At 71.3% G+C, this 24703-nt stretch carries 21 protein-coding genes; 10 read left to right on the plus strand and 11 right to left on the minus strand.

What is annotated here, in order from left to right:
- Positions 1-68: 68 nt before the first annotated feature.
- From ACTWQC_RS08125 to ACTWQC_RS08140, 4 genes are all read right to left on the minus strand, one after another.
- Positions 69-2045: an FAD/NAD(P)-binding protein gene (locus tag ACTWQC_RS08125; protein ID WP_443314881.1), complete on the minus strand. Its 1977-nt coding sequence runs from the start codon at positions 2043-2045 to the stop codon at positions 69-71.
- On the minus strand, positions 2045-3616 hold the full coding sequence (locus ACTWQC_RS08130) for a class I adenylate-forming enzyme family protein (protein WP_443314882.1): 1572 nt from the start codon (positions 3614-3616) through the stop codon (positions 2045-2047). The genes ACTWQC_RS08125 and ACTWQC_RS08130 overlap by 1 nt, the downstream gene beginning before the upstream one ends.
- A gap of 83 nt (positions 3617-3699) precedes the next feature.
- The gene (locus tag ACTWQC_RS08135) at positions 3700-4242 is read right to left on the minus strand and encodes an SRPBCC family protein (RefSeq protein ID WP_443314883.1); all 543 of its coding nucleotides are present in this window, start codon (positions 4240-4242) and stop codon (positions 3700-3702) included.
- Positions 4243-4299: 57 nt separating this feature from the next.
- On the minus strand, positions 4300-5274 hold the full coding sequence (locus tag ACTWQC_RS08140; protein WP_443315088.1) for an NADPH:quinone reductase: 975 nt from the start codon (positions 5272-5274) through the stop codon (positions 4300-4302).
- A gap of 137 nt (positions 5275-5411) precedes the next feature.
- Here ACTWQC_RS08140 and ACTWQC_RS08145 point away from each other — a divergent pair, with 137 nt between their 5' ends.
- The 3 genes from ACTWQC_RS08145 to ACTWQC_RS08155 all read left to right on the plus strand — a co-directional run bounded on the left by ACTWQC_RS08145 (position 5412) and on the right by ACTWQC_RS08155 (position 7693).
- Entirely contained in the window at positions 5412-5852 is a 441-nt protein-coding gene (locus ACTWQC_RS08145) for a GNAT family N-acetyltransferase (protein ID WP_443314884.1), read from the plus strand.
- 91 nt (positions 5853-5943) lie between these two features.
- Positions 5944-6681: a methyltransferase domain-containing protein gene (locus tag ACTWQC_RS08150; protein WP_443314885.1), complete on the plus strand. Its 738-nt coding sequence runs from the start codon at positions 5944-5946 to the stop codon at positions 6679-6681.
- A gap of 1 nt (position 6682) precedes the next feature.
- Positions 6683-7693 carry a PfkB family carbohydrate kinase gene (locus tag ACTWQC_RS08155; RefSeq protein ID WP_443314886.1) on the plus strand — a complete coding sequence of 337 codons (1011 nt, stop codon included), beginning with the start codon at positions 6683-6685 and terminating at the stop codon, positions 7691-7693.
- A 21-nt stretch (positions 7694-7714) separates the two neighbouring features.
- Here ACTWQC_RS08155 and ACTWQC_RS08160 read toward each other — a convergent pair whose 3' ends face one another.
- On the minus strand, positions 7715-10363 hold the full coding sequence (locus tag ACTWQC_RS08160) for an ATP-binding protein (protein ID WP_443314887.1): 2649 nt from the start codon (positions 10361-10363) through the stop codon (positions 7715-7717).
- Positions 10364-10508: 145 nt separating this feature from the next.
- Here ACTWQC_RS08160 and ACTWQC_RS08165 point away from each other — a divergent pair, with 145 nt between their 5' ends.
- Positions 10509-11582: an alkene reductase gene (locus ACTWQC_RS08165; protein WP_443314888.1), complete on the plus strand. Its 1074-nt coding sequence runs from the start codon at positions 10509-10511 to the stop codon at positions 11580-11582.
- Between the two features lie 87 nt (positions 11583-11669).
- Here the strand turns inward: ACTWQC_RS08165 and asnB are convergent, their stop codons facing one another.
- Positions 11670-13535 (minus strand): asparagine synthase (glutamine-hydrolyzing), encoded by a 1866-nt coding sequence (gene asnB / locus ACTWQC_RS08170; protein ID WP_443314889.1) that lies wholly within the window; start codon positions 13533-13535, stop codon positions 11670-11672.
- 309 nt (positions 13536-13844) lie between these two features.
- Between asnB and ACTWQC_RS08175 the strand changes: the two genes are divergently transcribed.
- The gene (locus ACTWQC_RS08175; RefSeq protein ID WP_443314890.1) at positions 13845-15074 is read left to right on the plus strand and encodes an MFS transporter; all 1230 of its coding nucleotides are present in this window, start codon (positions 13845-13847) and stop codon (positions 15072-15074) included.
- Positions 15075-15456: 382 nt separating this feature from the next.
- Positions 15457-16605, plus strand: coding sequence for an ABC transporter substrate-binding protein (locus ACTWQC_RS08180; protein ID WP_443314891.1), 1149 nt, complete (start codon positions 15457-15459; stop codon positions 16603-16605).
- Between the two features lie 78 nt (positions 16606-16683).
- On the opposite strand, the gene ACTWQC_RS08185 is transcribed toward ACTWQC_RS08180, so the two are convergent.
- Positions 16684-17616, minus strand: a complete 933-nt coding sequence (locus ACTWQC_RS08185) for an SDR family oxidoreductase (RefSeq protein WP_443314892.1) — start codon at positions 17614-17616, stop codon at positions 16684-16686.
- A gap of 1 nt (position 17617) precedes the next feature.
- On the minus strand, positions 17618-18400 hold the full coding sequence (locus ACTWQC_RS08190) for an SDR family oxidoreductase (RefSeq protein ID WP_443314893.1): 783 nt from the start codon (positions 18398-18400) through the stop codon (positions 17618-17620).
- Between the two features lie 78 nt (positions 18401-18478).
- On the opposite strand from ACTWQC_RS08190, the gene ACTWQC_RS08195 reads away from it, so the two are divergent.
- From ACTWQC_RS08195 to ACTWQC_RS08210, 4 genes are all read left to right on the plus strand, one after another.
- Positions 18479-19231: an enoyl-CoA hydratase family protein gene (locus tag ACTWQC_RS08195; protein WP_443314894.1), complete on the plus strand. Its 753-nt coding sequence runs from the start codon at positions 18479-18481 to the stop codon at positions 19229-19231.
- 11 nt (positions 19232-19242) lie between these two features.
- Positions 19243-20094, plus strand: coding sequence for a CoA transferase subunit A (locus tag ACTWQC_RS08200; protein WP_443314895.1), 852 nt, complete (start codon positions 19243-19245; stop codon positions 20092-20094).
- Complete coding sequence (locus ACTWQC_RS08205) at positions 20091-20879, plus strand: CoA-transferase subunit beta (RefSeq protein ID WP_443314896.1); 789 nt, start codon at positions 20091-20093, stop codon at positions 20877-20879. Before ACTWQC_RS08200 ends, ACTWQC_RS08205 begins: the two co-directional genes overlap by 4 nt.
- A gap of 71 nt (positions 20880-20950) precedes the next feature.
- Positions 20951-22009 (plus strand): NAD(P)H-dependent flavin oxidoreductase, encoded by a 1059-nt coding sequence (locus ACTWQC_RS08210; RefSeq protein ID WP_443315089.1) that lies wholly within the window; start codon positions 20951-20953, stop codon positions 22007-22009.
- A 28-nt stretch (positions 22010-22037) separates the two neighbouring features.
- Here ACTWQC_RS08210 and ACTWQC_RS08215 read toward each other — a convergent pair whose 3' ends face one another.
- Genes ACTWQC_RS08215 through ACTWQC_RS08225 form a run of 3 tightly spaced genes read right to left on the minus strand, consistent with a single transcriptional unit; the run spans position 22038 to position 24666 of the window.
- Positions 22038-23195: an acetyl-CoA C-acetyltransferase gene (locus tag ACTWQC_RS08215; RefSeq protein WP_443314897.1), complete on the minus strand. Its 1158-nt coding sequence runs from the start codon at positions 23193-23195 to the stop codon at positions 22038-22040.
- A gap of 36 nt (positions 23196-23231) precedes the next feature.
- Positions 23232-23849 carry a TetR/AcrR family transcriptional regulator gene (locus ACTWQC_RS08220; protein ID WP_443315090.1) on the minus strand — a complete coding sequence of 206 codons (618 nt, stop codon included), beginning with the start codon at positions 23847-23849 and terminating at the stop codon, positions 23232-23234.
- Between the two features lie 22 nt (positions 23850-23871).
- On the minus strand, positions 23872-24666 hold the full coding sequence (locus ACTWQC_RS08225) for an SDR family oxidoreductase (protein WP_443314898.1): 795 nt from the start codon (positions 24664-24666) through the stop codon (positions 23872-23874).
- Positions 24667-24703 lie beyond the last annotated feature (37 nt).

The following is a 24703-nucleotide window of genomic DNA, read 5'->3' on the forward strand; positions in this document are numbered from 1 at the left end:
GGGTGAGAGTCGCGGCACCCGGTCCGCCCGCGGACCGGCGGGGGCGGCCGGCTCCTCCGGCTGCCCGGTCACACGATCACCGTCGTCAGATCGGTTTCGGCCGCGGACGGCCCCGCCTCGGACGGCACGTTGGCGACGGGTGGCAGAGCCAGGACGGCACGGGCGATCGCGTCGGAATCGCCGAGGATGACCGAGTCCGCTCCCGGGCGGGTGCCCGCCGCGGTCACCCGGTGAGCGGACTCGGTGGGGACGCCGTAGGCGAACCGGCGGGGATGGACACGTCCCCGCCGGTCGAGGACCTGGGAGGGCCGCTCGGTGACGTCGAGCCCACCGGTCTCGTAGGCGGTGCCGCACGAACCGGGAATGCGGTACGGGCGGCACTGGTCCGTGTCCAGCAGGTGACGCAGCAACGGGTCGGCGGTGCGGCGCAGGTCGGGCTCGGGCAGCCGCGCCTCGATCAGGGCGGTCGCCCGTACCGGGGGGCCGGGCACGACCAGGGACTCGGCGACGAAGCCCGGCTCGAAGGTGTCGAACCGCACCTGGGTCTGCGGCCCGATGATCCCCAGGATTCCGGCCTCGATGAGCGCGACCGTCTCTTCGGCGCGCGAGACGGGCGGGCCGGTGGAGAGGAAGGCGTTGAGCGGGGTGTACCAGCCCTCCAGATCGTCCCGGTGCGAATTGCCCTCCAGGCCCGCGTGGTCCACGGCGAGCCGGACCTCGTTGCGCAGATCGCGCAGCACGTCCACGGCCGCCTTGAGGGGCCCGCTGACATTGCCCGTCCTCGCCTCGCGGATGTCGCGGGCCAGGTACTCCAGCAGCCAGGAGCGAAAGTCCTCCCGGCTGGTGAACTCGCGCCCTGCGTAGGGCCGGGCGAGCCGCTCCCAGTCCCACCGGTCCGCGGCCTGGATGCCGTACCTGTCCAGCAGCCGGGCGTGGTCCGGCTCCCGCTCATTGGACAGGTACTCCTCGACGAAGGCTTCCCGCTCGGCGCCGCGGCCCCGGGACCCCAGCAGCGTGCCGTAGTAGACGCTCTCCACTTCTCGAGCGATGAGCGGCCACAGATCCGTGCCGAAGTGGACCCGCTCGCCTTCCTCGGCACGACGGCGCAGCCGGGCGATGGTCCCCGGGGTGAGCAGCCGGGGGACGTACCTGCCGGAGGGGCCCTTCTCGTTCTCGCCACGGGCGTGGTACGGGACGCCGCGGCGCGAGAACGCGTACAGCCGCGGCTCCTGCCCGGAGGGCCGGTAGACGAGCCGGTCCTGGTCGCGGACGAAGGAGCCGCCGCGTCCCACGCTGAACAGTGCCAGGTAATCGACGAAGTTCAGGCCCAGGCCGCGCAGCAGCACGGGCTCGCCGGGCCGGATCCCGCTCAGGTCCACGTCCGCGGGGTTGGCCGGGGTGATGTAGGTGAGGTAGTGGATGCGGGCCAGGCTCGCCGTCCGCGCCTCCTGAGGCGTCAGCCGGGCGGGTACGTGTCCTTGGGCCAGCACGATGGCGTCCAGCCGGTTGAGCCGGGTGCCGTCCTCGAGCCGGAGGCCCTGCGGGCCGCCGGGGACTCCGTGCGTGTCGGCCATGGCGACAGCTCGGGACCGGTGCTCATGGACGGTGACATGCTCGGGGGCGCCCGCGACGACCCACTGGAAGCAGTCCTTGAGATAGCGGCCGTACAGGGCCCGGGTGGGGTAGGAGTCGGGCCCCAGGTTCTCGGCCTCGGCCAGGGTCGCGTCGTCGTAGTCGCCGTGCCCGCCCAGCAGGCCGAGGCCCTTGGCCCACTCGTACAGGCTCGGTCCTGGCTCGACGGGACCCTCGATCCGCACGCTGCTGTCGGTGTAGACGGTGATCTGCGATGCCACGGTGTTCATCAGGAGGTGGCGGGACTGCTCGGTGCGCCAGACACTTCCGGCTCCGGGGGCGAACGGGTCGACGACATGCACGGTCACGGTGGAACGCGACGGCGTTCTCCGCTCGTTGGCACACAGCCGTTCCAGCACCGAAAGGCCGCGGGGGCCGGCGCCGACGATGCAGACCTCGGCGTGACTGCTCATCACCGGCCCCGGTCTCCCGCCCCCAGCAGCCGGGCCAGCTCCAGCCGCTTGATCTTCGTCGTCGCGGTCTGCGGCAGGTCGTCCAGCTTCCACTGGACGGGCTCGGCCATCGCGGGCAGACCCGCCGCCGCGGACCTCCAGGCCGTCAGGTCCAGGGGCTTGTCGTCCCGGGTGCAGACCACAGGGAGGGGCGTGCCGTTCTCGTCCGGGATGATGATGACCTCGACGAGTTCCGGCAGGCGGGCGAACAGCGTGTCCTCGATCTCCAGGGTGCTGTCGATTCCGGGGATCTCGTCGACCTCGCGGTCCAGCAGGTGCAGACAGCCCCATTTCGTGCGGTAGCCCAGGTCCCCCATGCGCCACCAGCCGTCGTTGACCTGCTTCTCCCAGCGCGCGTGCTCGCCGAGATACGTGACGATCCGTCCGTCGCTGCGGACCTCGATGTACCCCGGTGACGACTTGGTGGGCGGATTGCCGTCGCGGCTCACCACTCGTACGCCCGTCATGCCGGGGAAGGGAGAGCCGACACACCGGCCGTCCGCCTCCGTGCCCCGCCTCTTGCTGTACGCGCGCCCGGCGATCGGGCCCACCTCGCTCTGCCCGTACAGCTGGAAGAAGAGCGGGAACTTCCGCTTGGTCGCGCCCAGCATGCGGTGCACGGTCCGCGGGTGGAGGGCGTCGAAGGTGCTGCTGAAGAACTTCACGTTCGTCAGCGGCCTGCGCGGGTCGTCCGCCAGGACCTCCCAGTGCATGAACGTGTTGGGGTGGGCTTCGATGAAGCCGGGGGAGACGTGCGTGAAGATATCGCCGACGCTGCCCGGGTCGTCGTCCCGGAGGACGATGAGCGGGTGCCCCTGGAGCACGGAGATCGGCATGATGGTGAACATCCGCGAGTGCACGAACGAGATGTGCATCGCCACGGGCTCGCTGCGCCTGACCTTCAGGGCCATCACGGTTCCCTGCGGGCGGTAGCGCGCCTCGAAGGTACGCCCGGTGTGCACGGCCAGCTTCGGTGTGCCGGTGGTCCCGGAGGTGTGCGTGATCAGCGTCGGGTGATCCGGGGACATGACGATGGGGTCGACACGCCTGACGCCCGCGAGCGATGCGAGCTCGGTGGCGTCCTGGTAGCTGCCCGAGGTGAGGAGTACGCGCTCCGAGAGGCCGAAGACCTCGGGCGGCAGCTCCTGTTCGAGCTTGTCCTGATCGGTCAGCAGGTAGGGCTGGTCCACCCGGCGCAGCAACTCGGCGACGGTGGCGCCGTCCAGCTTCGGCGACAGCAGTACGGGGACGGCGCCGATCCGGGCCACGGAGCAGGCGAGGAGCGAGATGTCGAAACCGTTGGTCTTGAAGACGACGACGCGCTGCCCCGGACGGACCTTGGCGGCCCACAGGCGGGAGGCGAAGTCGTCGACCAGGTCGGCCACTTCCGTCAGCGTGACGCGGCGTCCGAGCTTCGGCGCGATGTCGAGTTCGTGATCGAGGATCACGGGACTCGCGGGGTGCCTGGCCGCCGCCCGGTCGAAGAGCGTTCCCAGCTGAATGCCCTTGTTTGCTATGCGCTGCAGAAGCATGTGCTGCCCTCTCATTCCATGGCTACGGGAATTCAGCCGTGCGGGGGGAACTCAGCCGTGCCGGGGGAATTTCAGCTGTTGCGTCACTGGTTTTCGACGATCTTCTTGATGCGTCGCAGCGTCTCTTCCATGTCGTCCTGGAGCTTGACCCGCCAGTCGGCGACGAACCTTTCACGCCCCGCTTCGTCCAGCGATGCGACAATCCTGAGCACACCGTCGGTGGCCGTGGTCATCTTGAAATGGTGGGTCACAAGACTGCCGCCCGGCGCCGGCTCCATGTCGTAGCCCCAGTTGCTGTCCTGCCAGTCCCGGGTGTGGGTGAGGAGCCTCCAGCGGAAGGTGCGGCCGGGGTCCGCGGCGACCACCTTGGCCTCGGTGTACCAGCCGCCGCGCGGCACCGGAGCCCACTCGACGACGTCGTCCTCGCGGTAGTTGTGGCCGCGGAAGATCGCGCCCACCTGGGCCGGGGTACCGGACACCCATTGGCCCTCGATGATTTCCCTGCTCCATTCCGGCGTGCGGGGCATATCGCTGACCAAGGCGTAGACCTCGTCCGGTGCAGCGGAAATCTTCAATTCGGCTCGGAGGTCGAACAGCGGAGTTTGATCGATGATTGATTCTGCCACGGCCAAGATATTGCCAGGGGTCCGCCGGAGCCGGTCAACGGAGCGCTCTGTGGTCTGTCAGGTCGTGCGGAGTACGAGTTTCCCGTGCACCTTTCCCTCTTCCAGGCGGCGGTGCGCTTCGGCGGCGGAACTCAGCGGCAGTGTTTCGACGGCACGCGGGCGGAGCCGCCCGTCGGCGAGCAGGCGGTTGATGGTGGCCGCCGCCGTGGCGAGTTCGTCGGCGGTGGCGTTCGAGATGGCGAAGCCGAGGACCGAGCGGTCCCTGAGGTACAGCGGCCCGACCGGCAGGACCGGCCTGGTCCGCATCCCGGCGAGCAGGACGATCCGGCCCCGGGCCGCGAGCAGGTCGACCGCGGTGCCCAGGTCGTTCTCCCCGGAGGTGTCGACGTAGACATCGACCCCTCGCGGGCAGGCATCACGGATGCGCTGAGACACCTCGGGCTCGCGGTAGTCGAAGACTTCCGCCGCCCCCAGCGATCGGCAGGAGTCCGCATCACCCGCGCCGGCGAGGGCGATCACGCGGGCGCCGGCCTGAACCGCCATCACGACGAGCGCGCTGCCGACGTTGCCGGCGGCGCCCGCGACGACCACGGTCTCGCCCGGCCGAAGCCGCCCGTGCGTGAAAAGGCCGAGGTACGCGGTCGCGGCCGGGTGCGCCACCGCGACCGCGTCATGGGGATCCACCCCTCCGGGCAGACGGTACAACCGGTCGACCGGCACGACCGCCTGCCCTGCCGCGGCACCCTGCCGGCCGTCATGGCCGAGGCTGTTGCACCACACGGGATCGCCGGCAGCGAAGCCGTGGGCGCCCGGCCCTGAGGCGGCGACGGTGCCTACCAGATCCCGGCCGATCACGAACGGGAACGTGAGCGGGGTGCGCCAGGCGCCCGACCGCACAAAGGTGTCCACGTGGTTGACGGAGGCGGCAGTGACGTCCACCAGCACGTCGGTCGGTCCGGGCCGCGGAGCCGCCAGCTCGCCGTAGCGGATGACCTCCGGTGAGCCGAGCTGTTCGATGTAAGCAGCAGGCACCATGGTCACGGATTCTGGCAGCGCCGCCCGGCCTCACCCGCCGGCGGCCCGAACTCCGGGCCGGATGTGTCAAGTCCCCTTCCGGGCACGGGTGGTGGGCCGCGGGCACGTGGCGCAGCCATCCTAGGATGCCGGCCATGGAGTTGGTCATTGTTGATGTCCCGCCGGACCACGCCGGTCGTGCCGCCGACGTCGGGAAGCTGATCCGTACACTGCGGCCCGCGCTCAGCGCGGAGGGCTTCGCACAGTTCGCGGCGGAGGCGCACGGGCAGGGCCTGGTGTTCACCGCCGCCTACGACGAGGACAGCCGATGCGTGGGGGTGGCCGCGCACCGCGTGCTGGCGACGAGCCGCGGCCGGTTGCTGTTCGTCGACGATCTGGTCACCGCTCCTGAGGTGCGCTCCGCGGGGGTCGGTGCGCGGCTCATGGAGGAGCTGGAGAAACGGGCCCGCCGCGCCGGCTGCGTACGCATCGAACTCGACTCCGGGGTGACCAACCACGGGGCCCACCGCTTCTACCACGCCCGGCGCATGTCGATCGCCGCACTGCACTTCGCCCGGGAACTCGCCGCCGAGTAGCCGGCGGGACATGACACATAACAGCCGGGGCGGGTGACCCCCGCGGCGCCGAGGCGCAAGGCTGGCCGGACCAGCCGAGCGAGGGAGAATCATGGCGCAGCGAACGACGCACTCGGACAACCTCGACGTCGGGTTTTCTGAGACGGCCAAACACGAGGACACCACGGAACAGCCCATGGAGTTCGAACTCCTGGGCCTGCGTTGGGATCTGCACCCCGGCGTTTTCGCGCCCTTCCACTCGCCGTCCACCGAGGCGTATTCCAGCTGGCTTCCCTACCCCGAGGGGAGCTCTCTGCTGGAAATGGGCTGCGGCGCCGGCGTGACCGCGGTTTACGGCGCACTGAACGGCTGCCGCAGGGTCACCGCGCTCGACATCAGCACGGCGGCCGTGGAGAACACCCGGCGCAACGCCGCCCGTCACGGCGTCGCCAACCGCGTACGCGCCATGGGGAGCGACATGTTCTCGGCACTGAGCCCGGAGGACCGCTTCGACGTGATCTTCTGGAATTCCAACGCGGTCGAGGCGCCGGAGGACTTCACCTATACCCGCGACATCGAGTGGTCCATTCTCGACCGCGGCTATGCCTCCCACCGCACCTACTTCCGTGAAGGGCCGGGGCGCCTGACCGAGGGCGGCCGGCTGTTCCTCGGTTTCAACAGCCGCGGAAACCGCGCGCTCATCGAGCGTTTCGCCGAGGAAGAGGGCTTGCGCATCAAGGAAATCAACAGCGCTTCCCGCACCTTCGAGGACCGCACCGTCGAGTTCCGGCTCCTCGAACTCGTCAAAGCCGGAACCGCGAACACGGTGAGCACGGCCCCGGGCAGCTGACGTGCGCCTGGCCGTGTCGGGCTCGATAGCCATCGACCATGTGATGGCCTTCCCCGGAAAGTTCACCGATCAGCTGATCGCCGGCGAACTCGGACATGTCTCGCTGTCCTTCCTCGTCGACGATCTGGACGTGCGGCGGGGCGGGGCCGGCGCGAACATCGCCTTCGGCCTGGGACAGCTCGGGCTGGCTCCGGTGCTGGTCGGTGCGGCGGGCCGTGACTTCGCCGAGTACGAGCTGTGGCTGAAGAAGCACGGGGTGAACACCGATCACGTGCACATCAGCCGGCACCGGCCCACCGCGCGGCTCATGTGCCTGACCGACAAGGAGAAGGGCCGGATCGCCACGTTCTACGCGGGCGCGATGCCGGAGGCCCGGGACATCGGCATCGAGCGGGTGGCCGAGCACTGCGGCGGGCTGGATCTGGTGCTCATTGCTCCGGGCGACCCCGAGGCGATGCTGCGGCACACCGCCGACTGCCGCGACCTGGGTATCGCGTTCGCGGCCGATCCGTACGGGCAGCCCGCCCGGCTGGACGGCACACAGGTCCGGGATCTGGTGGCGGGCGCCCGCTGGCTGTTCACCGACGAGTACGAGGCCGCGCTGCTGCTGGAACACACCGGCTGGCGGCACGCCGACGTGCTCGGCCGCGTGGGTGCCTGGATCACCGTCGGACCCGCGGGCGTCCGCATCGACCGGTCAGGCCGGCGCCCCTGCCATGTCCGGGCGGCGACGCCGCACCGGACGGCGGACCGCTCCGCAGCGGACGCCACCGCAGCGGACCCCACCGGAGCGGGCGACGCCTTCCGCGCGGGCTTCCTGGCCGGGGTCGGTCGGCAGCTGCCGCCGGAGGCGGCGGCTCAGCTCGGCTGTGCACTGGCCGCCGCCGCGACGGGGACCGCGGGACCGCAGGGCTACCGGGTCGCCACCGACGCCCTGGTCGCCGGTATTCGGGCCGCCTATGGCCCCGAGGCGGCGCACCGCATCGCCGGCCTCGCCCTTGCCGCGATCTGACGGAAAACGTGCCTCTCCACGTCAGGTGAGGTTGAGGCGGGCGAGTTCCCGGCGCGATCCGATGCCGAGCTTGGGGTAGGCCTTGTACAGATGGTGCTCTACCGTCCGCGGGCTGAGGAACAGCTGAGCGGCGATCTCGCGGCTGCTGCTGCCCTCGGCTGCCAGCCGCACCACCTGCAGCTCCTGCGGGGTCAGACGGTCGATCAGGTTCGCCGCGGTCGCCTGCCCCATCGCCGCGCCGGATTCGCCGGTCGCCCGCAGTTCGGCCCGGGTCCGCTCGGCCCACGGCTTGGCCCGCAGCCGTTCGAAGACCTCCAGCGCCGACCGCAACGGCATCCTGGCGTCGCTCCGGCGACGGCCCCGGCGCAGCCACTCGCCGTAGAGCAGTTCCGTACGGGCCCGCTCGAACGGCCTGCCGCCTGACTGGTGCAGCCGGAGCGCCTGCGCGTAGTGCTCCTCCTCACCGCTCAGCAGCGCCCGGCACCGCGCGGCGACCGCCCGGGCCCACGGCTGCTCCCCCGCGTGCGCCCACGCTTCCAGCCGGTGCAGCGGCCGCTCGGCACGTCCCGGCTGTCCCAGCCGGACCGCGGCCTCGATCTGGTCGCCGACAGCGGCCATGAGCATCGCCGCATGACCTTCGGTGCCGGGCCGGGCGGCCTCCAGCCGGCGCAACGCCGCTTCGTGGTCCCCGAGTCCCAGCTCGAGCAGACTCAGTGCGCAGTCGCTCGCCGCCCTGCCCGCAGCCGGCGCTTCCTCTGCCAGGCGGCGGCACCGGTCCTCGTCGCCCTCGATCGCGGCGATCCGTGCCGTTACGCCACCCAGCCAGGCGAGGCGCCGGCGCAGGCCGGTGTCCCGGGCGATGTCCATCGCCTCGGCGATGGACGCCTCGGCGTCCCGGTGCAGCCCGGCCCGCTCCTGAGTCTGCGCCAGGGCCTGCAGCACCTGCGGCAGCGCGCCGATCAGCCCCTGCTTGCGGCAGCGCTCCACTTCACTGGCGGCCAGCTCCAGAGTCGCGGTGTCATCTCCGAGGATCAGGCCGCTGTAGATGGCCCGCATCCGCGCGCCACTTTCCTCAGCGATCGTGGTGCCCCCGCGCGCCTGCGCGAGAAACTCCGCCAGGCGCGGCAGGCCACGAGCGTAGTCGTCGTCGACCAGGTGCGCCAGGCCCTCCGCCATCACGTCGGGGTGCCCCATGGTCTCCAGCCGCTGGGCGGCGGCGCGCACCAGGGCCGGGTCGCCGGAGAGCCATGCGTAGGTCACGCTGGTGCGGAGCATGGCCGCGGCATGCTCGGGGCCGGTCCGGGCAGCACGGTCGATCAGCAGGCGGGCGGCCTGACCCTGCTCGCCCAGCTCGAACACCACGGCCGCCCGGACCGGGGCGAGTTCGGCCTGCGTCTTGGGCTCGTCGACAAGGCACTCGGCCTGTTCCACCAGATCCGCGGCCTGGGCGGTCTGACCCGCCGCAAGGGCCACCGCGCCCGCCTCACCCAGCCAGCGCGCCTGGTCCTGCCGGGCGGGGGCCAGCCGAGCGGCGTGCTGATACAGGTGTGCCGCGGCGGCGTACGCGGTGCGGCCCCTGGCCCGCTCGGCCGCCGCCACCAGTTCGGCCGCGATGCATTCGTCCGGTTCCGTCGTCGCCGAAGGGAGGTGCCGTGCCCGGCAGTCAGGGTCCTCGGCCGCCTCGGCCAGCGCCCGGTGGACGGCTACCCGCCGGGCCAGGACCGCGCCCTGGTAGGCGGCGGTTCCGATCAGCGGATGCCGGAAGGTCACGGTGCTCTCCGTCACCTGGATCAGCCCGGCCCGTTCGGCGTCCTCGAGATCATCCAGGCCGACACCTAACGACTGTGCCGCCCCCAGCAGCAGCGGAAGGTTGCCCCGCCCTTCGGCGGCCGCGATCAGCATCGTCAGTCGCGTCCGCTCGGGAAGCCGGCCGATCTGGGCACGGAACGACGACAGCACCCTGTCGGCCACCGGCAGCGGCATGGACCCGCTGGGATGATCCCGCTGCGCGGCCGCGAACTCGATCAACGCAAGTGGATTCCCGGCGGATTCGGCGATGACCTGATCACGCAGGACCGGTGCCAGTCCACTGCCGGCGAGCAGGCGCGTGGCGTCCCCGCGGTCCAGCCGGGACGGCCGGAGTTCGGTGAGCCCGGGAGCGGGGAACCCCTCCTCTCGCGTCGCGAACAGCATCGCCACACGCTCCGCGGCGAGCCGCCGGGCCGCGAACAGCAGCGCCTCCGCGCTGGCCTGGTCGAGCCACTGGGCATCGTCGATCAGGCACAGCACCGGGCCTTCCTCGGCCAGGTCCGCGAGCAGGGTGAGCACGGCCAGGCCGGTGAGGAACCGGTCCTGTCCTCGCGTCAGGCCCGAACCCAGCACGGCCCGCAAGGCGTCGGCCTGCGGAACGGGCAGTGCGCCCAGGCGGTGCTGGACCGGCCACAGCAACTGGACCAGGCCGCCGAACGCGAGGTCCGCTTCCGGCTCGATGCCCGTCACCCGCATCACGCGCAGACCCGGCCCGGACGCCGAACGCTCCACCCAGTCCAGCAGGGCCGTCTTGCCGATCCCCGCCTCACCGCGCAGCACCAAGGCGCCGCTGCGGCCGCCTCGCGCCGCGGTGACCAGCCCTTCGAGCTGTGCCTGCTCGGTGGACCTGCCAAACAGCACGAGCCACGACCTTCCGCTTCTCAGTAGCCGCCCCAGTAAGCACGCGGCCAGAAACTACGTACCCCTGAGCAGAAACCTTACCGATTCGACCGGTGCCGCTCCGCTCCTAGCGTCATGACCAGTCAATTCACCCACGGAGGGCACCATGGAAAACCTCTTCGAGCCGCTGACCCTCGGCAGACTGAAGCTGCCCAACCGCATCGTCATGTCCCCGATGACCCGGTCCCGGGCCCCGGAAGGGGTGCAGGGCGACCTGGCGCCCGAGTACTACGCGCAGCGCGCCGCCGCCGGCCTGATCATCACGGAAGGCACCCAGCCCAGCGTGATCGGCCAGGGCTACATCGACACCCCCGGCCTCCACGCGCCCGCGCACGTCGCCGCCTGGCGCCGTGTGACCGACGCCGTCCACGACGACGGCGGCCGGATCTTCGTCCAGCTGATGCACTCCGGCCGGATCGGTCACCCCAGCCTCTATCCGGACGCCGCGCTGCCGGTGGCCCCTTCGGCGATCGCCTCGGGCGAGCAGATCTTCACCCCCGACGGGATGCTGGACCACCCCACCCCCCGCGCCCTGACACTCGAGGACATCGCGCAGACCGTCGAGGACTTCGTCGCCTCCGCGAAGAGCGCGATGGAGGCCGGATTCGACGGGGTCGAACTGCACGGCGCCAACGGCTACCTCATCCACCAGTTCCTCTCCGACAACACCAACCAGCGCTCCGACGCCTACGGCGGCTCCATCGAGAACCGGATCCGGTTCGCCGTCGAGGTCGCCAGGGCCGTCACGGACGCGATCGGCCCGGAGCGGGTCGGCATCCGCATCTCGCCCGCCCACACGGCCAACGGGATCAGCGAGAGCGACCCCAAGGAGCTCTACACCGCCCTGATCCGTGCGCTGGCGCCCTACGGTCTGGCCTACGTGCACGTGATGGAGTTCGGCAGCCGGGAGATCACCAAGCTGGTCCGGGCGGAGTGGCCGGGCACGCTGATCCTGAACCCGCACGCGACCCCGGAGGAGACCTCGGTGACCCCCGAGTCCGCCTCCGCGGTGCTGGACGAGGGACTCGCCGACGCGGTCAGCTTCGCTTCGCTCTGGCTCGCCAACCCCGACCTGCCCGCGCGCATCAAGGCCGGCGGCCCGTACAACGCGCCCGACCCGGCCACCTTCTACGGCGGCGACCACCGCGGGTACACCGACTACCCGACCCTGGACGGCTGATCAGAGCGGACCTGAAGACGCAGAGCGCGGGGCGGGCCGAGAGCGGCCCGCCCCGCATCGCCTTCCGCAGCTCGCCTTCCGCAGCGGTCACAACTCCACGCGTACGTCGTACTCGGTGACCCAGGCGTTGAACTCGACCAGCCGCTCCATGACGGCTCGCACGCCCCACAGGCCGGCCCGCACGCGGTAGGACTCCAACGGCTTGTCCAGCAGCTTCTGGATGGCCTCCCTGGGCACGATCTGCTGCACCGGCGCGCCGTCGGCCAGCAGGTCCTGCACCTTCTCCCGCAGAGCCCGTACGTAGACCTCGTCCTGTGTGGACGGATAGGACGCCTTCTTGCGCTGCAGCACCGACTCCGGGAGCAGATCCGCCGTGGCGGCGCGCAGCAGGCTCTTCTCGCGGCCGTCGAAACTCTTCATCGCCCACGGGGTGTTGAAGACGTACTCCACCAGCCGGTGGTCGGTGAACGGCACGCGCACCTCGAGTCCGGCCGCCATGCTGAGCCGGTCCTTGCGGTCCAGGAGGAAGTTCTCCCAGCGGCTGATGTTGAGGTAACTGATCTCGCGCATCCGCGCCTCGTGGCCGGTTTCGCCCTCCAGGCGCGGGACTTCACCCAGAGCGTCGACGTACCGCTTCTCGATGTACTCGGTGAGCCCCAGCCGGTCCCAGAGACCGATCTCCTTGAGCGTGTCCATCCCGCCGAGCTTCGACCACGGGTGGTGCCACGGAAAGGTGTCGCCCGCCACGGCCTCCGGGTCGTGGAACCAGGTGTAGCCGGCGAAGATCTCGTCCGAGGCCTCGCCCGAGAGCGCGACCGTCACCCGCTCCTTCAGCGCCTTGCACAGCAGATACAGCGAGTGCTCCATATCGCCGGTCGAGACCGGCAGGTCCTGGGCCCGCAGGACGTGGTCGCGCACCGCGGATTCGAGGATGTCCCCGTTCCGCAACTCGACGATGACGTGGTTCACATGGTCCGCGCCGATGTGGTCGGCCACCTCGATCGCGAACGGAATGTCCGGGTCGCCCCACAGGGTGTCCGCCTGGAAGCGCTCCTTGTGGCCCTTGAAGTCGATGGAGAAGGCGTCGATGGGGTTCTGCACGCCGTGCTTCCGGAGGATCTTCGCGGCGAGCGCGGTGACCACGCTGGAGTCCAGACCGCCGGAGAGCAGCGTGCCGACCTTGACGTCGGCGAACAGCTGGCGCTCCACGATGTCATCGAGCAGCTCACGGATGCGGGAGACCGTGGTGTCGAGGTCATCGGTGTGCGGACGCGCCTCGAGTTTCCAGTACTCACGAACGCTGTGGCCCTGCCGGTTGAAGCGGACGACGGTGGCCGGAACGACCTCGTGCATCCCCCGGAAGACGGCATGGCCCGGGGTTTTGAGGATCGCGAAGATCTCCGCCAGCCCCTCGGCGTCCACCACGGCCTCGGCCTCGGGGTGGGCGAGGATGGCCTTGGGCTCGGAGCCGAAGAGCACACCGTCGGGAGTGGGGTAGTAGAAGAGCGGCTTCACGCCCATGCGGTCACGGACCAGGAGCAGTTCCTCCGTGCGCGGATCCCAGATCGCGAACGCGTACATACCGTTGAGCCGCTCCGCGAACTCCTCGCCCCACTCCAGGTAGGCGTGCAGGACGACCTCGGTGTCGCTGGTCGTGCGGAACTCATGGCCCAGACCGATGAGTTCCTCCTTCAGCTCCCGGTAGTTGTACACCTCACCGGTGTACGTGATGACCGGAAGGCCCTCGTCCCGCTCCGTGACGGGCATCGGCTGCTTGCCGCCCTCGAGGTCGATGACCGCCAGCCGGCGGTGGCCGAGCACGGCGCGGGGCGACGTCCAGATTCCCCGGGCGTCCGGACCACGGCATGCCATCGTCTCGGTCATGGCCGGCACCGGTTCCGCCTGCTGAGTCAGGTCGCGCGAGTAGCTCACCCAGCCGGTAAGTCCGCACATTTCGCTCGTTCCTCTCGTCGAGGTTCTGCATGACTGCATGACTGAAGGACAGGGGCGGTGAAAGGGGACCCGAGCCCGCTACAGGCCAGATGCTTTCCGGGCCGCGGGCGGGGGAGCAAAGCCCCGGTCCGTACCTCGTCAGGTCTGTCGGCTTCGGTATCGGACGGCGCGGTGGGACCGGAAACTACGTATCCCGGAGCAGAAGCCTTACCGATTCGGCCTGTGCCTCCGCGCCCTTAGCGTCATGACCAGTTGTCAACTGGCCGAAGGCCCCTGCGGCGAGCCCGGCCCGGCTGCCTTGGAGTACCGATGCATGACACATCTGCCGGTCCAGGCGCCTCGTATCCCGCCGAAGAGGCCCGGCCCGCGCGCAGCCCGGGCCGGATTCCCGCCCTCTGGCTCGCCCTCCTGGCCGGGCCCCTCTCCTTCGGTATCGCGGGCCCCGCCCTCATCCTTGACGACATGGCGCTGGACCTCGGTGTCTCGGTCGGTTCTGCGACCTGGACGGTGACGGCGTTCGGCTGGGGCATCGCGGTCGGTACGCCGCTGATGGCCGGGCTGCTCAGCCACCGGGGTACACGCGTCGCGCTGACGACCTGCGGTCTGCTCGTGCCGGCCGGGGCGATCCTCGTCGTCACCATTCCCGCACTGCCGTCGCTCGTTCTGGGCAGTGCTCTGCAGGCGCTGGGCACCGCCGGCCTGACCGCGACGGCCATGAGCCTCACGGATTCGGCCCGCAGGATGGGGGTCGTCACCGCCTCGCTCGCCGTGGTCGGCTCGACCGCCCCACTGGTCGGGTCACTCGTGACCGACCTTCTCTCCTGGCAATTCGCCCTCGCCCTCCCCATCCTGAGCGTGCTCGCCGTGCCGGCCGTCCTCCGCCGCGCGCCGCTTGGCGCGATATCCCGGAACCGGTTCGACCCGGTCGGGGCGGCACTCGTGACGGTGCTGGTCACCGCGCTGGTCTTCATCCCCCACCGGCCGGCGGCCGCAGGCGCCTGCTCGATCGTGGCTGCTGTGCTCCTCGGTCTGCACCTGCGCGTCCGGCAGGACGGTTTCGTGCCCGCCGTGCTGGTTCGCACGCCCCAGTTCCTGCTCTCCGCGGGGCTCGCCTTCTCCCTGGCGGTGGTCAACTTCGGACTGATCTACGCGATCCCCGAACAGCTGGCGCGGCACACGGGATGGACACCCAGCGAGATCGGGGTCGCCATGGTGTGGCCGCTGCTGCTCGGAGGCACGCTGTCGTGGTTCGTCGTAGCCGCCTCCGCCCGGACGGACCGCCGTCTGATCACTTCCGTGCTCATCGCCATGGGCATCGTGGCTCCCGTGACGGCGGGCTTCAGCGTCTGGTCGCTCGTCCTTCTGATCGCCCAGGCCGTCGCCTCGGTCGCGGCGGCCTCGGGCCAGGGCGTGTTCGCGGTACACGCCACCTCGGCCGTCCCCGACGACCACCGTCCGACGGCGATAGGGATGTTCAACCTGTCCTATCTGCTCGGTGTGGCCTTCGGCCCGGCCATCGTGTCGCTGCTGGCGGCCTGACCGGCCCGGCTACGCGGGCGTGAAGTGCGACGGGCGGCGGCCCGGACTGCGGTCGACGGACGTGTGAAGGCCCGGCTTCTGCCCACCCGCGAACGGCTGTCAGTCGCTGCCATCTCGAGAAGTTTCCTCCTCGGGTGGCCGTACCGCGGTGCGTCCCGCCCATAATACGGGGTGGCTGGCGCCCGACGTGGTGCGTCGTCCGGCTTTCAACGGCCTGGACCAGCTCTGCGCGACGCCTGCCGCGGGAGGTGCGGACGGTCCCGGCCCACGTGGACCCGCCCGCCAATCTCCCGGCGGAATTAACCAGTTGTTCGCGCGCACGACATTGACGGCCTGGCTAATGCCGACGTTGTTCGAATGGCCTTTGCAACCGGGAGCTTCTGTGATTGACCCGCACGCCGCCCGCGCCGCCGCCCTTCCCTGCTTCGTCGCCCTCTCGGTGCTCACCCTCACTGCCTGCGGGACAGCCACCCCCGTCGTCAGCAGCGAGGACGTGAAGACGGCCTCCTCCGCGGAGGACGCGGGTGGCATGGACGCCCTGGTAGCGGCGGCGCAGAAGGAGGGCACCCTCAACGCGATCGCCCTCCCCCGCGACTGGGCGAACTACGGCGCTCTGATCGACGGCTTCACCAACAAGTACGGGATCGAGGTGAAGGTTGCGCAGCCGGACGGCACGAGTCAGGACGAGCTCGAGGCGGTGAAGCTCTACAAGGGCCAGGAGGACGCCCCCGACGTGCTCGACGTCGGCCGCTCCTTCGCCCAGTCCGCGGCCGAGCAGGATCTGCTCGCCCCCTACAAGGTCGCCGGCTACAGCAAGATCCCGCAGGTCCAGAAGGACCCGCTGGCGCGCTGGTACAACAACTACGGCGGTTACATTTCGATCGGCTGTGACGCGGCGCAGGTCGACGTGTGCCCCCAGAACTTCGCCGACCTTCTCAAGCCCGAGTACAGCGGCAAGGTCGCGCTCAACGGCGACCCCACCGAGGCGGGGTCCGCGTTCGCCGGGGTATACGCGGCCGCGCTCGCGAACGAGGGGTCCCTGGATGACATCGAGCCGGGCCTGGACTTCTTCGCCGAACTCAAGAAGGCCGGAAACTTCAACCCCGTGCAGTCGACGCCGGCCACCGTCGAGACGGGCGAGACGCCCATCACCGTCGACTGGGACTACCTCAACACCAGCTACGCCGACACGTTCCGCGACAAGAACATGGACTGGCAGGTCAACGTCCCCACCGACGGCCTCTACGCGGAGTACTACTCACTGGCGATCAACAAGGACGCCCCGCATCCGGCGGCCGCGCGCCTGTGGCAGGAGTACATCTTCAGCGAGGAGGGCCAGAACCTCCGGCTGGAAGGCTACGCCCGCCCGGTCCTGATGGACGCCATGAAGGAGAACGGGACGCTGCACGAGATCGCGGCCGCCTGGCTGCCGGCCGTCCAGGGCGCGCCGAGATTCCCGACGGAGGAGCAGACCACCAAGGCCAAGGAAGTCGTGGCCGCGGGCTGGGAGAAGGCCGTGGGCGACGACTGACCGGCGGGGCGGCGCCGGGGCGGGGGCCGGCCCGCACGGCCGGTGCCGGCGGCCGGGGCAGGACGGTGCCGGGGGCGGTCAGGACGACGGCTGCGCCCCGTAGACCGGCTGCGGGGTCTCCGACCGGGCGAGCAGCTCGTACGCGGCCTCCCCCGCCTCCGCGGGGGTCCAGCGGGCGGCCTTGTCCGCGGTGGGGCCGGGGCGCCAGCCCTCCATGACCGTGATGCGGCCCGCCTCCGCCTCGAAGACGCGGCCCGTCACCCCCTCCGAGGCACCGGATCCGAGCCAGACGACCAGCGGCGACACATTCTCCGGCGCCATCGCGTCGAATCCGCCGTCCCCCGGTGCGGCCATCGTCTCCGCGAACGTCCGCTCGGTCATACGGGTGCGGGCGGCCGGGGCGATCGCGTTGACCTGGACGCCGTACCGCCCCAGCTCCGCGGCCGCGACGAGGGTCAGCCCGACGATCCCGGCCTTGGCTGCCGAGTAGTTGCCCTGGCCGACGCTGCCGAGAAGCCCCGCGCCCGAGCTGGTGTTGACGACCCGGGCCCGCGGCGTACGGCCTGCCTTCGCCTCGGCGCGCCAGTGCGCGGCGGCGTACTTCAGCGGCAGGAAGTGGCCCTTCAGATGCACGCGCATCACGGCGTCCCACTCGTCCTCGCCGAGGTTGACCAGCATCCGGTCCCTGAGGAACCCGGCGTTGTTGACCAGCGTGTCGAGGCGCCCGAAGGCGTCGAGCGCGGTGGCGACGAGCGAGGCGGCGCCGTCGGCGGTGGCGATGTCCCCGCCGTGCGCGACCGCTTCGCCGCCCAGCGCGGCGATGTCGCCGACGACCCCCTGCCCCGGCCCGCCCGAGGCCCCCGAGCCGTCGAGGCCGACCCCGAGGTCGTTGACCACGACCTTCGCTCCCTCGGCGGCGAAGGCGAGCGCGTGGGCGCGCCCGAGACCGCGGCCCGCGCCCGTCACGGCGACGACGCGCCCGCTGCAGATTCCGGTGCGGATTCCGGACATGTCACTGCTCCCTGTTGACGGTTGCGGCGTCGAGGAAGGCGGGGCGTTCCCCTCCCCCGTGGACGAGAAGGCTCGCGCCGGTGATGTAGGCGGCGCGGTCGGAGGCGAGGAAGACGGCGGCGTCGCCGATCTCGGCAGGTTCCGCGAGCCGTCCCAGCGGCACCGTCCGGGCGACGGCCGCGACGCCGTCCTCGTCCCCGTAGTGCAGAGGGGAGGACTCCGTGCGCACCATGCCGGGCACCAGGGTGTTGACCCGTACCGCCGGGGCCCACTCCACGGCCATGGAACGGGCAAGGTGTTCGAGTCCGGCCTTGGCCGCGCCGTAGGCGGCCGTCCCGGGCGAGGGGCGGGACCCGCTGACGCTGCCGACCATGGTGATGGAGCCGGGCGCCCGCTGCCGCCGCATCACGTCGTACGCGGCGAGGGAGGCGGTCAGCGGTGCGGTCAGGTTGAGTTCGAGCACGCGCGCGTGGCGGGCGGCACCGGCGTCGCCGAGCGGCCGGTACGGCGTGCCGCCCGCGTTGTTGACCAGCGCGTCGAGGCGGCCGTGGTCGGCTGCCACGCGCGCGAAGAAGTCCCGTACGGCCTCGCCGTCCCGCAGGTCCACGGACGCGAACTCCGCCGTGCGGCCGGCTTCTTCGACGGCCGTCTCCGGTGGCCTGCGCGCGCAGACGACGACCTCCGCCCCGGCTCTCAGGAAGGCCCGGGCGATCCCGGCGCCCACTCCCCTCGTCCCGCCGGTGACGACGGCGACCCGCCCTTCCAGATCCAGCGTGATACCCAACGCGCACCTCCCGCGGCCCGCGAACCGCTGCTACCGTCCACCTAACAAATGTTTGGTGGAAAGGTAGCTGATCCGCTCATGGGTGTCTCCACCGCGAGCCCGGAGAAGGGCATCGCCGTCGTCACCGTCGACTTCCCACCCGTCAACGCCCTGCCCGTGCAGGGCTGGTACGACCTGGCGGCTGCCGTGACCGCCTCGGGCCGCGACCACGGGGTGCGCTGCGTGGTGCTCGCCGCGGGCGGCCGCGGCTTCAACGCGGGCGTGGACATCAAGGAGATCCAGCGCGACCGGGGCCATGACGCGCTGATCGGCGCCAACCGCGGGTGTGACGCGGCGTTCTCCGCCGTCTATGACTGCGAGGTGCCGGTCGTCGCGGCCGTGCACGGCCACTGCCTGGGCGGGGGCATCGGCCTCGCCGGAAACGCGGACGCGATCGTGGCGAGCGACGACGCGGTCTTCGGCCTCCCCGAGCTGGACCGCGGCGCACTCGGCGCGGCCACCCACCTCTCGCGGCTGGTCCCGCAGCACCTGATGCGCGCGCTGTACTACACCTCGCGCACCGCGACCGCCGGGGAGCTGCACCGGCACGGCTCGGTGTGGCGGGTCGTGCCGCGCGGCGAACTGCTCGGCGCGGCGCTGGAACTGGCCCGGGAGATCGCCGCCAAGGACGGCTCGCTTCTGCGTCTCGCGAAGGCGGCCATCAACGGCATCGACCCGGTCGACGTCCGCCGCAGCTACCGCTTCGAGCAGGGCTTCACCTTCGAGGCGAACCTCAGCGAAGTGGCGGACCGGGTCCGGAACGCCTTCGGCAGCGAGGGGAAGGCGTCTTGAGGGACAAGAGGATGACCGCCGAGGAGGCCGTGGGTCGCCTCGAGAGCGGCATGACCATCGGCATCGGCGGCTGGGGCTCGCGGCGCAAGCCGATGGCCCTCGTACGGGCGCTGCTGCGCTCGGCCGTCACCGACCTGACCGTGATCTCCTACGGCGGCCCGGACGTCGGACTGCTGGCCGCCGCGGGGCGGATCCGCAGGCTGGTGGCGGCTTTCGCCACCCTCGACTCGATCCCCCTCGAACCGCACTTCCGCGCCGCCCGGCAGCGCGGCGCCTTCGAGCTGACGGAGCTGGACGAGGCGATGGTCATGTGGGGGCTGACCGCGGCCGCGCACCGGGTGCCCTTCATGCCGGTGCGGGCGGGCCTCGGCTCGGACGTGATGCGGGTCAACCCGGAGCTGCGGACGGTCACTTCGCCGTACGAGGACGGCGAGGAGTTCGTCGCAGTGCCCGCTCTGCGGATGGACGCCGCGCTCGTCCACCTGGGCCGGGCCGACGCATACGGCAACGGCCAGTACCTGGGCCCCGACCCGTACTTCGACGACCTCTTCTGCGAGGCCGCGGACAGCGCGTACGTCTCCTGCGAACGCGTCGTCGACAGCGCCGAGCTCACCAAGGCGGGCGGGGCTCAGACGCTGCTCGTCCAGCGCCACGCGGTCACCGGCGTGATCGAGGCTCCGAACGGCGCGCACTTCACCTCCTGCGCCCCCGACTACGACCGCGACGAGCCCTTCCAGAAGGCGTACGCGACGGCCGCCGCCGACCCGACCGCCTGGGCCGCGTTCACCGGCCGCTTTCTGTCCGGCGGCACCGAGAGCGCCTACCAGTCCGCCGTCGCGGCATGGCATGAGGAGCAGCGATGACCCACGACAGTGGCAGCACGACGACGGCCGCTGCGGCGACGAGGGCCGAGTACTGCGTGGTCGCCTGCGCCGAGGCCTGGCGCGGGGACGGTGAGATCCTGGCGAGTCCCATGGGCACGGTGCCCGCCATCGGCGCACGGCTGGCCAGACTCACCTTCGCGCCCGAACTGCTGCTCACCGACGGCGAGGCGATGCTCATGGGCGATGTCCCCGCGATGGGTGGCACGTCCCAGGTCACCGAGGGCTGGCTGCCCTACCGCCGGCATCTGGCGATGGTCACCGGCGGCAGGCGGCACGTGATGATGGGGGCGAGCCAGATCGACCGCCACGGCAACCAGAACATCTCCTGCATCGGCGACTGGTCCCGGCCGCCCCGGCAGCTGCTGGGCGTGCGCGGCGCGCCCGTCAACACCCTCAACAACCCGACCAGTTACTGGGTGCCGCGGCACTCGCCCCGGGTCTTCGTCGAGCGGGTCGACATGGTGTGCGGGGTCGGCTACGACCGCGCGGCCGCAGCCGGGCCGTCCGCGACCCGCTTCCACGACATCCGGCGGGTCGTCACCGACCTCGCGGTCCTCGACTTCGGGACGCCGGACCGCGGCATGCGCATCCGGTCCGTACACCCCGGCGTGACGGTCGACCAGGTCCGCGAGGCGACGGGCTTTCCACTCGCCGCGCCGGACGGTGGCGTGCCGGACACGCGGGAGCCCACGGGCGAGGAGCTGCGGCTGATCCGCGAGGTCATCGACCCCCAGGGGTGGCGCGACCGCGAGGTGCGGGCGTGACCGGCCGGACCACAGGCCGCACCGCCGACCGCACCGCGCACCACACCGCGCACCACACCGCGGACCGCACCCTGGAGACGGCGTTCACCGAACTGGCCGGGGTCAGGCACCCCATCGTGCAGACCGGCATGGGATGGGTAGCGGGTCCCCGGCTGGTGTCGGCGACCGCGAACGCGGGTGCCCTGGGCATCCTCGCCTCGGCCACCATGACGCCGGACGGGCTCCGGTCGGCGGTCCGCGAGGTCAAATCCCGTACGGACGCCCCGTTCGGCGTCAATCTGCGGGCTGACGCGGGCGACGCCGCCGACCGCGTCCGCGTCATCACCGAGGAGGGCGTACGGGTCGCTTCGTTCGCCCTCGCGCCCTCCCGCGAGCTGATCGCCCGCCTCAAGGACGCGGGGGTGGTCGTGATCCCCTCCGTCGGCGCCCGCCGCCACGCCGAGAAGGTGGCCTCCTGGGGCGCGGACGCCGTGCTGGTGCAGGGCGGCGAGGGCGGCGGCCACACCGGCGAGGTGGCCACGAGCGTCCTGCTCCCGCAGGTGGTCGACGCCGTGGACATCCCGGTCGTCGCGGCGGGCGGCTTCTTCGACGGCCGCGGTCTGGTCGCCGCGCTCGCCTACGGGGCCGCGGGCGTCGCCATGGGCACCCGCTTCCTGCTGACCTCCGACAGCACCGTCCCGGACGCCGTCAAGGCCGCCTACCTCGCCGCCACGGTCAAGGACGTGACCGTCACCACCAAGGTCGACGGCCTCCCCCACCGGATGCTGCGCAGCGACCTGGTCGACTCCCTCGAGACGTCCGGCCGTTCGGCTGCCCTTCTGCGATCCCTGCGGCACGCATCCGCGTTCAGGAAGGTCTCCGGGCTGAGCTGGGCCCGTATGGTCCGTGACGGCCTGGCCCTGCGGCGCGGCAAGGACCTCACCTGGAGCCAGGTGCTGCTCGCGGCCAACACCCCGATGCTGCTGAAGGCCTCGATGGTGGACGGCCGTACGGACCTCGGGGTGATGGCCGCGGGACAGGTCGCCGGGCTGCTCTGCGACCTGCCGTCCTGCGCGGAGCTGGTGGACCGCGTGATGGCCGAGGCGTACGAGAGGCTGGACGCGCTCGCCGGCCTCGGCGCTCCTCGCTGATCGTCACGTCCGCCTGACCACCGCCTGATCAGAGCCGCTCGATGATCGTCACGTTCGCCTGGCCACCGCCTTCGCACATCGTCTGCAGGCCGTAACGGCCGCCGGTGCGCTCCAGTTCGTGCAGCAGCGTGGTCATCAGCTTGGCGCCGGTGGCGCCCAGCGGGTGGCCGAGGGCGATGGCGCCGCCGTTGACGTTGACCCGGTCCGGGTCGGCGCCGGTCTCCTTCAGCCAGGCCAGCACCACGGAGGCGAAGGCCTCGTTGATCTCCACCAGGTCGATGGCGTCCAGCGTGAGAGCGGTCTTCTTGAGTGCGAACGCCGTGCCCGGGATCGGCGCCGTGAGCATCCGGATCGGATCCTCGCCGCGTACGGAGAGATGGTGGAAGCGGGCCCGGGGGGTGAGGCCGTGCTCCCGTACGGCCCGCTCGCTCGCGATCAGCACCGCTGCCGCGCCGTCCGAGACCTGCGAGGAGACCGCCGCCGTCAGCCGCCCGCCCTCGACAACCGGCTTCAGCCCGGCCATCTTCTCGAGCGACGTGTCGCGACGCGGGCCCTCGTCCGCCGTCACGCGCGCGTACGGCACGAGCTCGCGGTCGAACCGGCCCTCGTCGATGGCCCGCACCGCCCGCTGGTGGGAGCGCAGCGCGTACTCCTCCATGTCCCGGCGCGAGACGCCCCACTTCTCGGCGATCAGCTCGGCGCCGTAGAACTGGTTGACCGGACGGTCGCCGTAGCGGGCCCGCCAGCCCTCGGACCCGGCGAACGGACCCTCGGTCAGGCCCAGCGGCTCGGCGGCCTGGCGCGAGGCGAAGGCGATGGGCACCTGCGACATGTTCTGCACCCCACCCGCGACCACCAGGTCCTGGGTGCCCGACAGGACTCCCTGGGCGGCGAAGTGCACGGCCTGCTGCGAGGAGCCGCACTGCCGGTCGACCGTCACGCCCGGCACCTCCTCGGGGAGCCCGGCGGCCAGCCAGCAGGTGCGCGCGATGTCGCCGGCCTGCGGCCCGACCGTGTCCAGGCAGCCGAACACGACGTCCTCGACGGCCGCCGGGTCGGCGCCGGACCGCTCCATCAGTGACCTGAGCACGTGGGCGCCCAGGTCGGCCGGGTGGACGGCGGCGAGCCCGCCCTTCCGGCGGCCGACCGGAGTCCGTACCGCTTCGACGATGTATGCCTCGGCCATGGCTGCTGCTCCTCCGCCGGTCGTCTGATGAAGGTGTCATTCCCGTACGGCGATGCCGTCCAGCACCATCGACAGGTACTGGCGGGCGATCTCCTCGGGGCTGTGCTGCCCGTCCGGCCGGTACCAGGAGACGGCGACCCAGACGGTGTCGCGCACGAAGCGGTAGGTGAGTCGGACGTCCAGGTCGGCGCGGAACGCCTTGGCGGCGACTCCGCGCTCCAGGGTGCCGAGCCACGCCTTCTCGAACTTCCGCTGGGACTCGGCGAGATAGTGGAAGCGGGGCTGGGCGGACAGGTGCCTGGACTCCTTCTGGTAGATGGCGACCGCGGCGCGGTGGCGGTCGATCTCCCGGAAGGACTCGGTGACGAGGGCCTCAAGGGTCTCCCGGGGGCCGAGGTCCGCGGCGAGTACGGCGTCGTACCCGGCCCAGAGCTCGTCCAGGAAGGTGGAGAGGATCTCCTCGAGGATCGACTCCTTCGAATCGAAGTGGTAGTAGAGGCTGCCCGCGAGCATCCCCGCCTGGTCCGCGATCTTGCGGACGGTGGTGGCGTTGTAGCCCTGGGCTGCGAACACCTCGGCCGCGGTGGCCAGGAGTTCCCTGCGCCGATCGGGCGGCGGGGCGCCCTCGGCGGTCTTCTTGCTGTTCTTCGGCACGTGGCTCACAAGGCCATTGTCGTTACGCATGCTGGCTGCTGACGGACACGGTCTCGCCGGTCATGTAGGACGCGTAGTCGCTGGCGAGGAAGACGATGACGTTGGCGACCTCCCAGGGCTCGGCCCAGCGGCCGAACGCCTCGCGCCCGGTGAGCTCCTCCAGCAGCTCCGGGGTGGTCACCTTCGCCAGGTGCGGGTGCATGGCGAGGCTCGGGGACACGGCGTTGACCCGTACCCCGTAGGCCGCGGCCTCGGCGGCGGCGCACCGGGTCAGGGCCATGACTCCGGCCTTGGCGGCGGCGTAGTGGGCCTGGCCGCGCTGGGCGCGCCAGCCGGCGACGGAGGCGTTGTTGACGACGACGCCACCGGAGTCGGCGGCCCGCATGCGGCGCAGGGCGGCCCGGGTGCAGCGGAAGGTGCCGTTCAGCGTGACGTCGAGGACCTTGTGCCACTGCTCGTCGGTCATCTCGGTGAGATCCGCCGTGCCGCCGAGACCGGCGTTGTTGACCACGACATCGAGGCGGCCGTGGCGCTCCTCGGCGAGCTCGAACAGGGCTCCGACCTGCTGCTCGTCGGTCACGTCGCAGGGCACCCCGGCGACGCGTCCGGCTCCGAACTCCCCGGCCAGCGCCTCGGCCGTCTCCTTGACGCGGCGGGCGTGGGCGTCGCCGATGACGATGCGGGCGCCCTCCTCCAGGAAGCGGCGGGCTGTCGCCCCGCCGATTCCCGCGCCCGCGGCCGCGGTGATCACCGCCGTACGGCCGGTGAGCAGCCCGTGTCCCGGGACGTACCGCGCCTGTGCCTTGTTGTCGGTCACAACAACACGCTAACCTACCAAACACTTGTTAGGGAAG

This window comes from Streptomyces sp. 8N616 (genome assembly GCF_052246385.1).
Classification (GTDB): Bacteria; Actinomycetota; Actinomycetes; order Streptomycetales; family Streptomycetaceae; genus Streptomyces.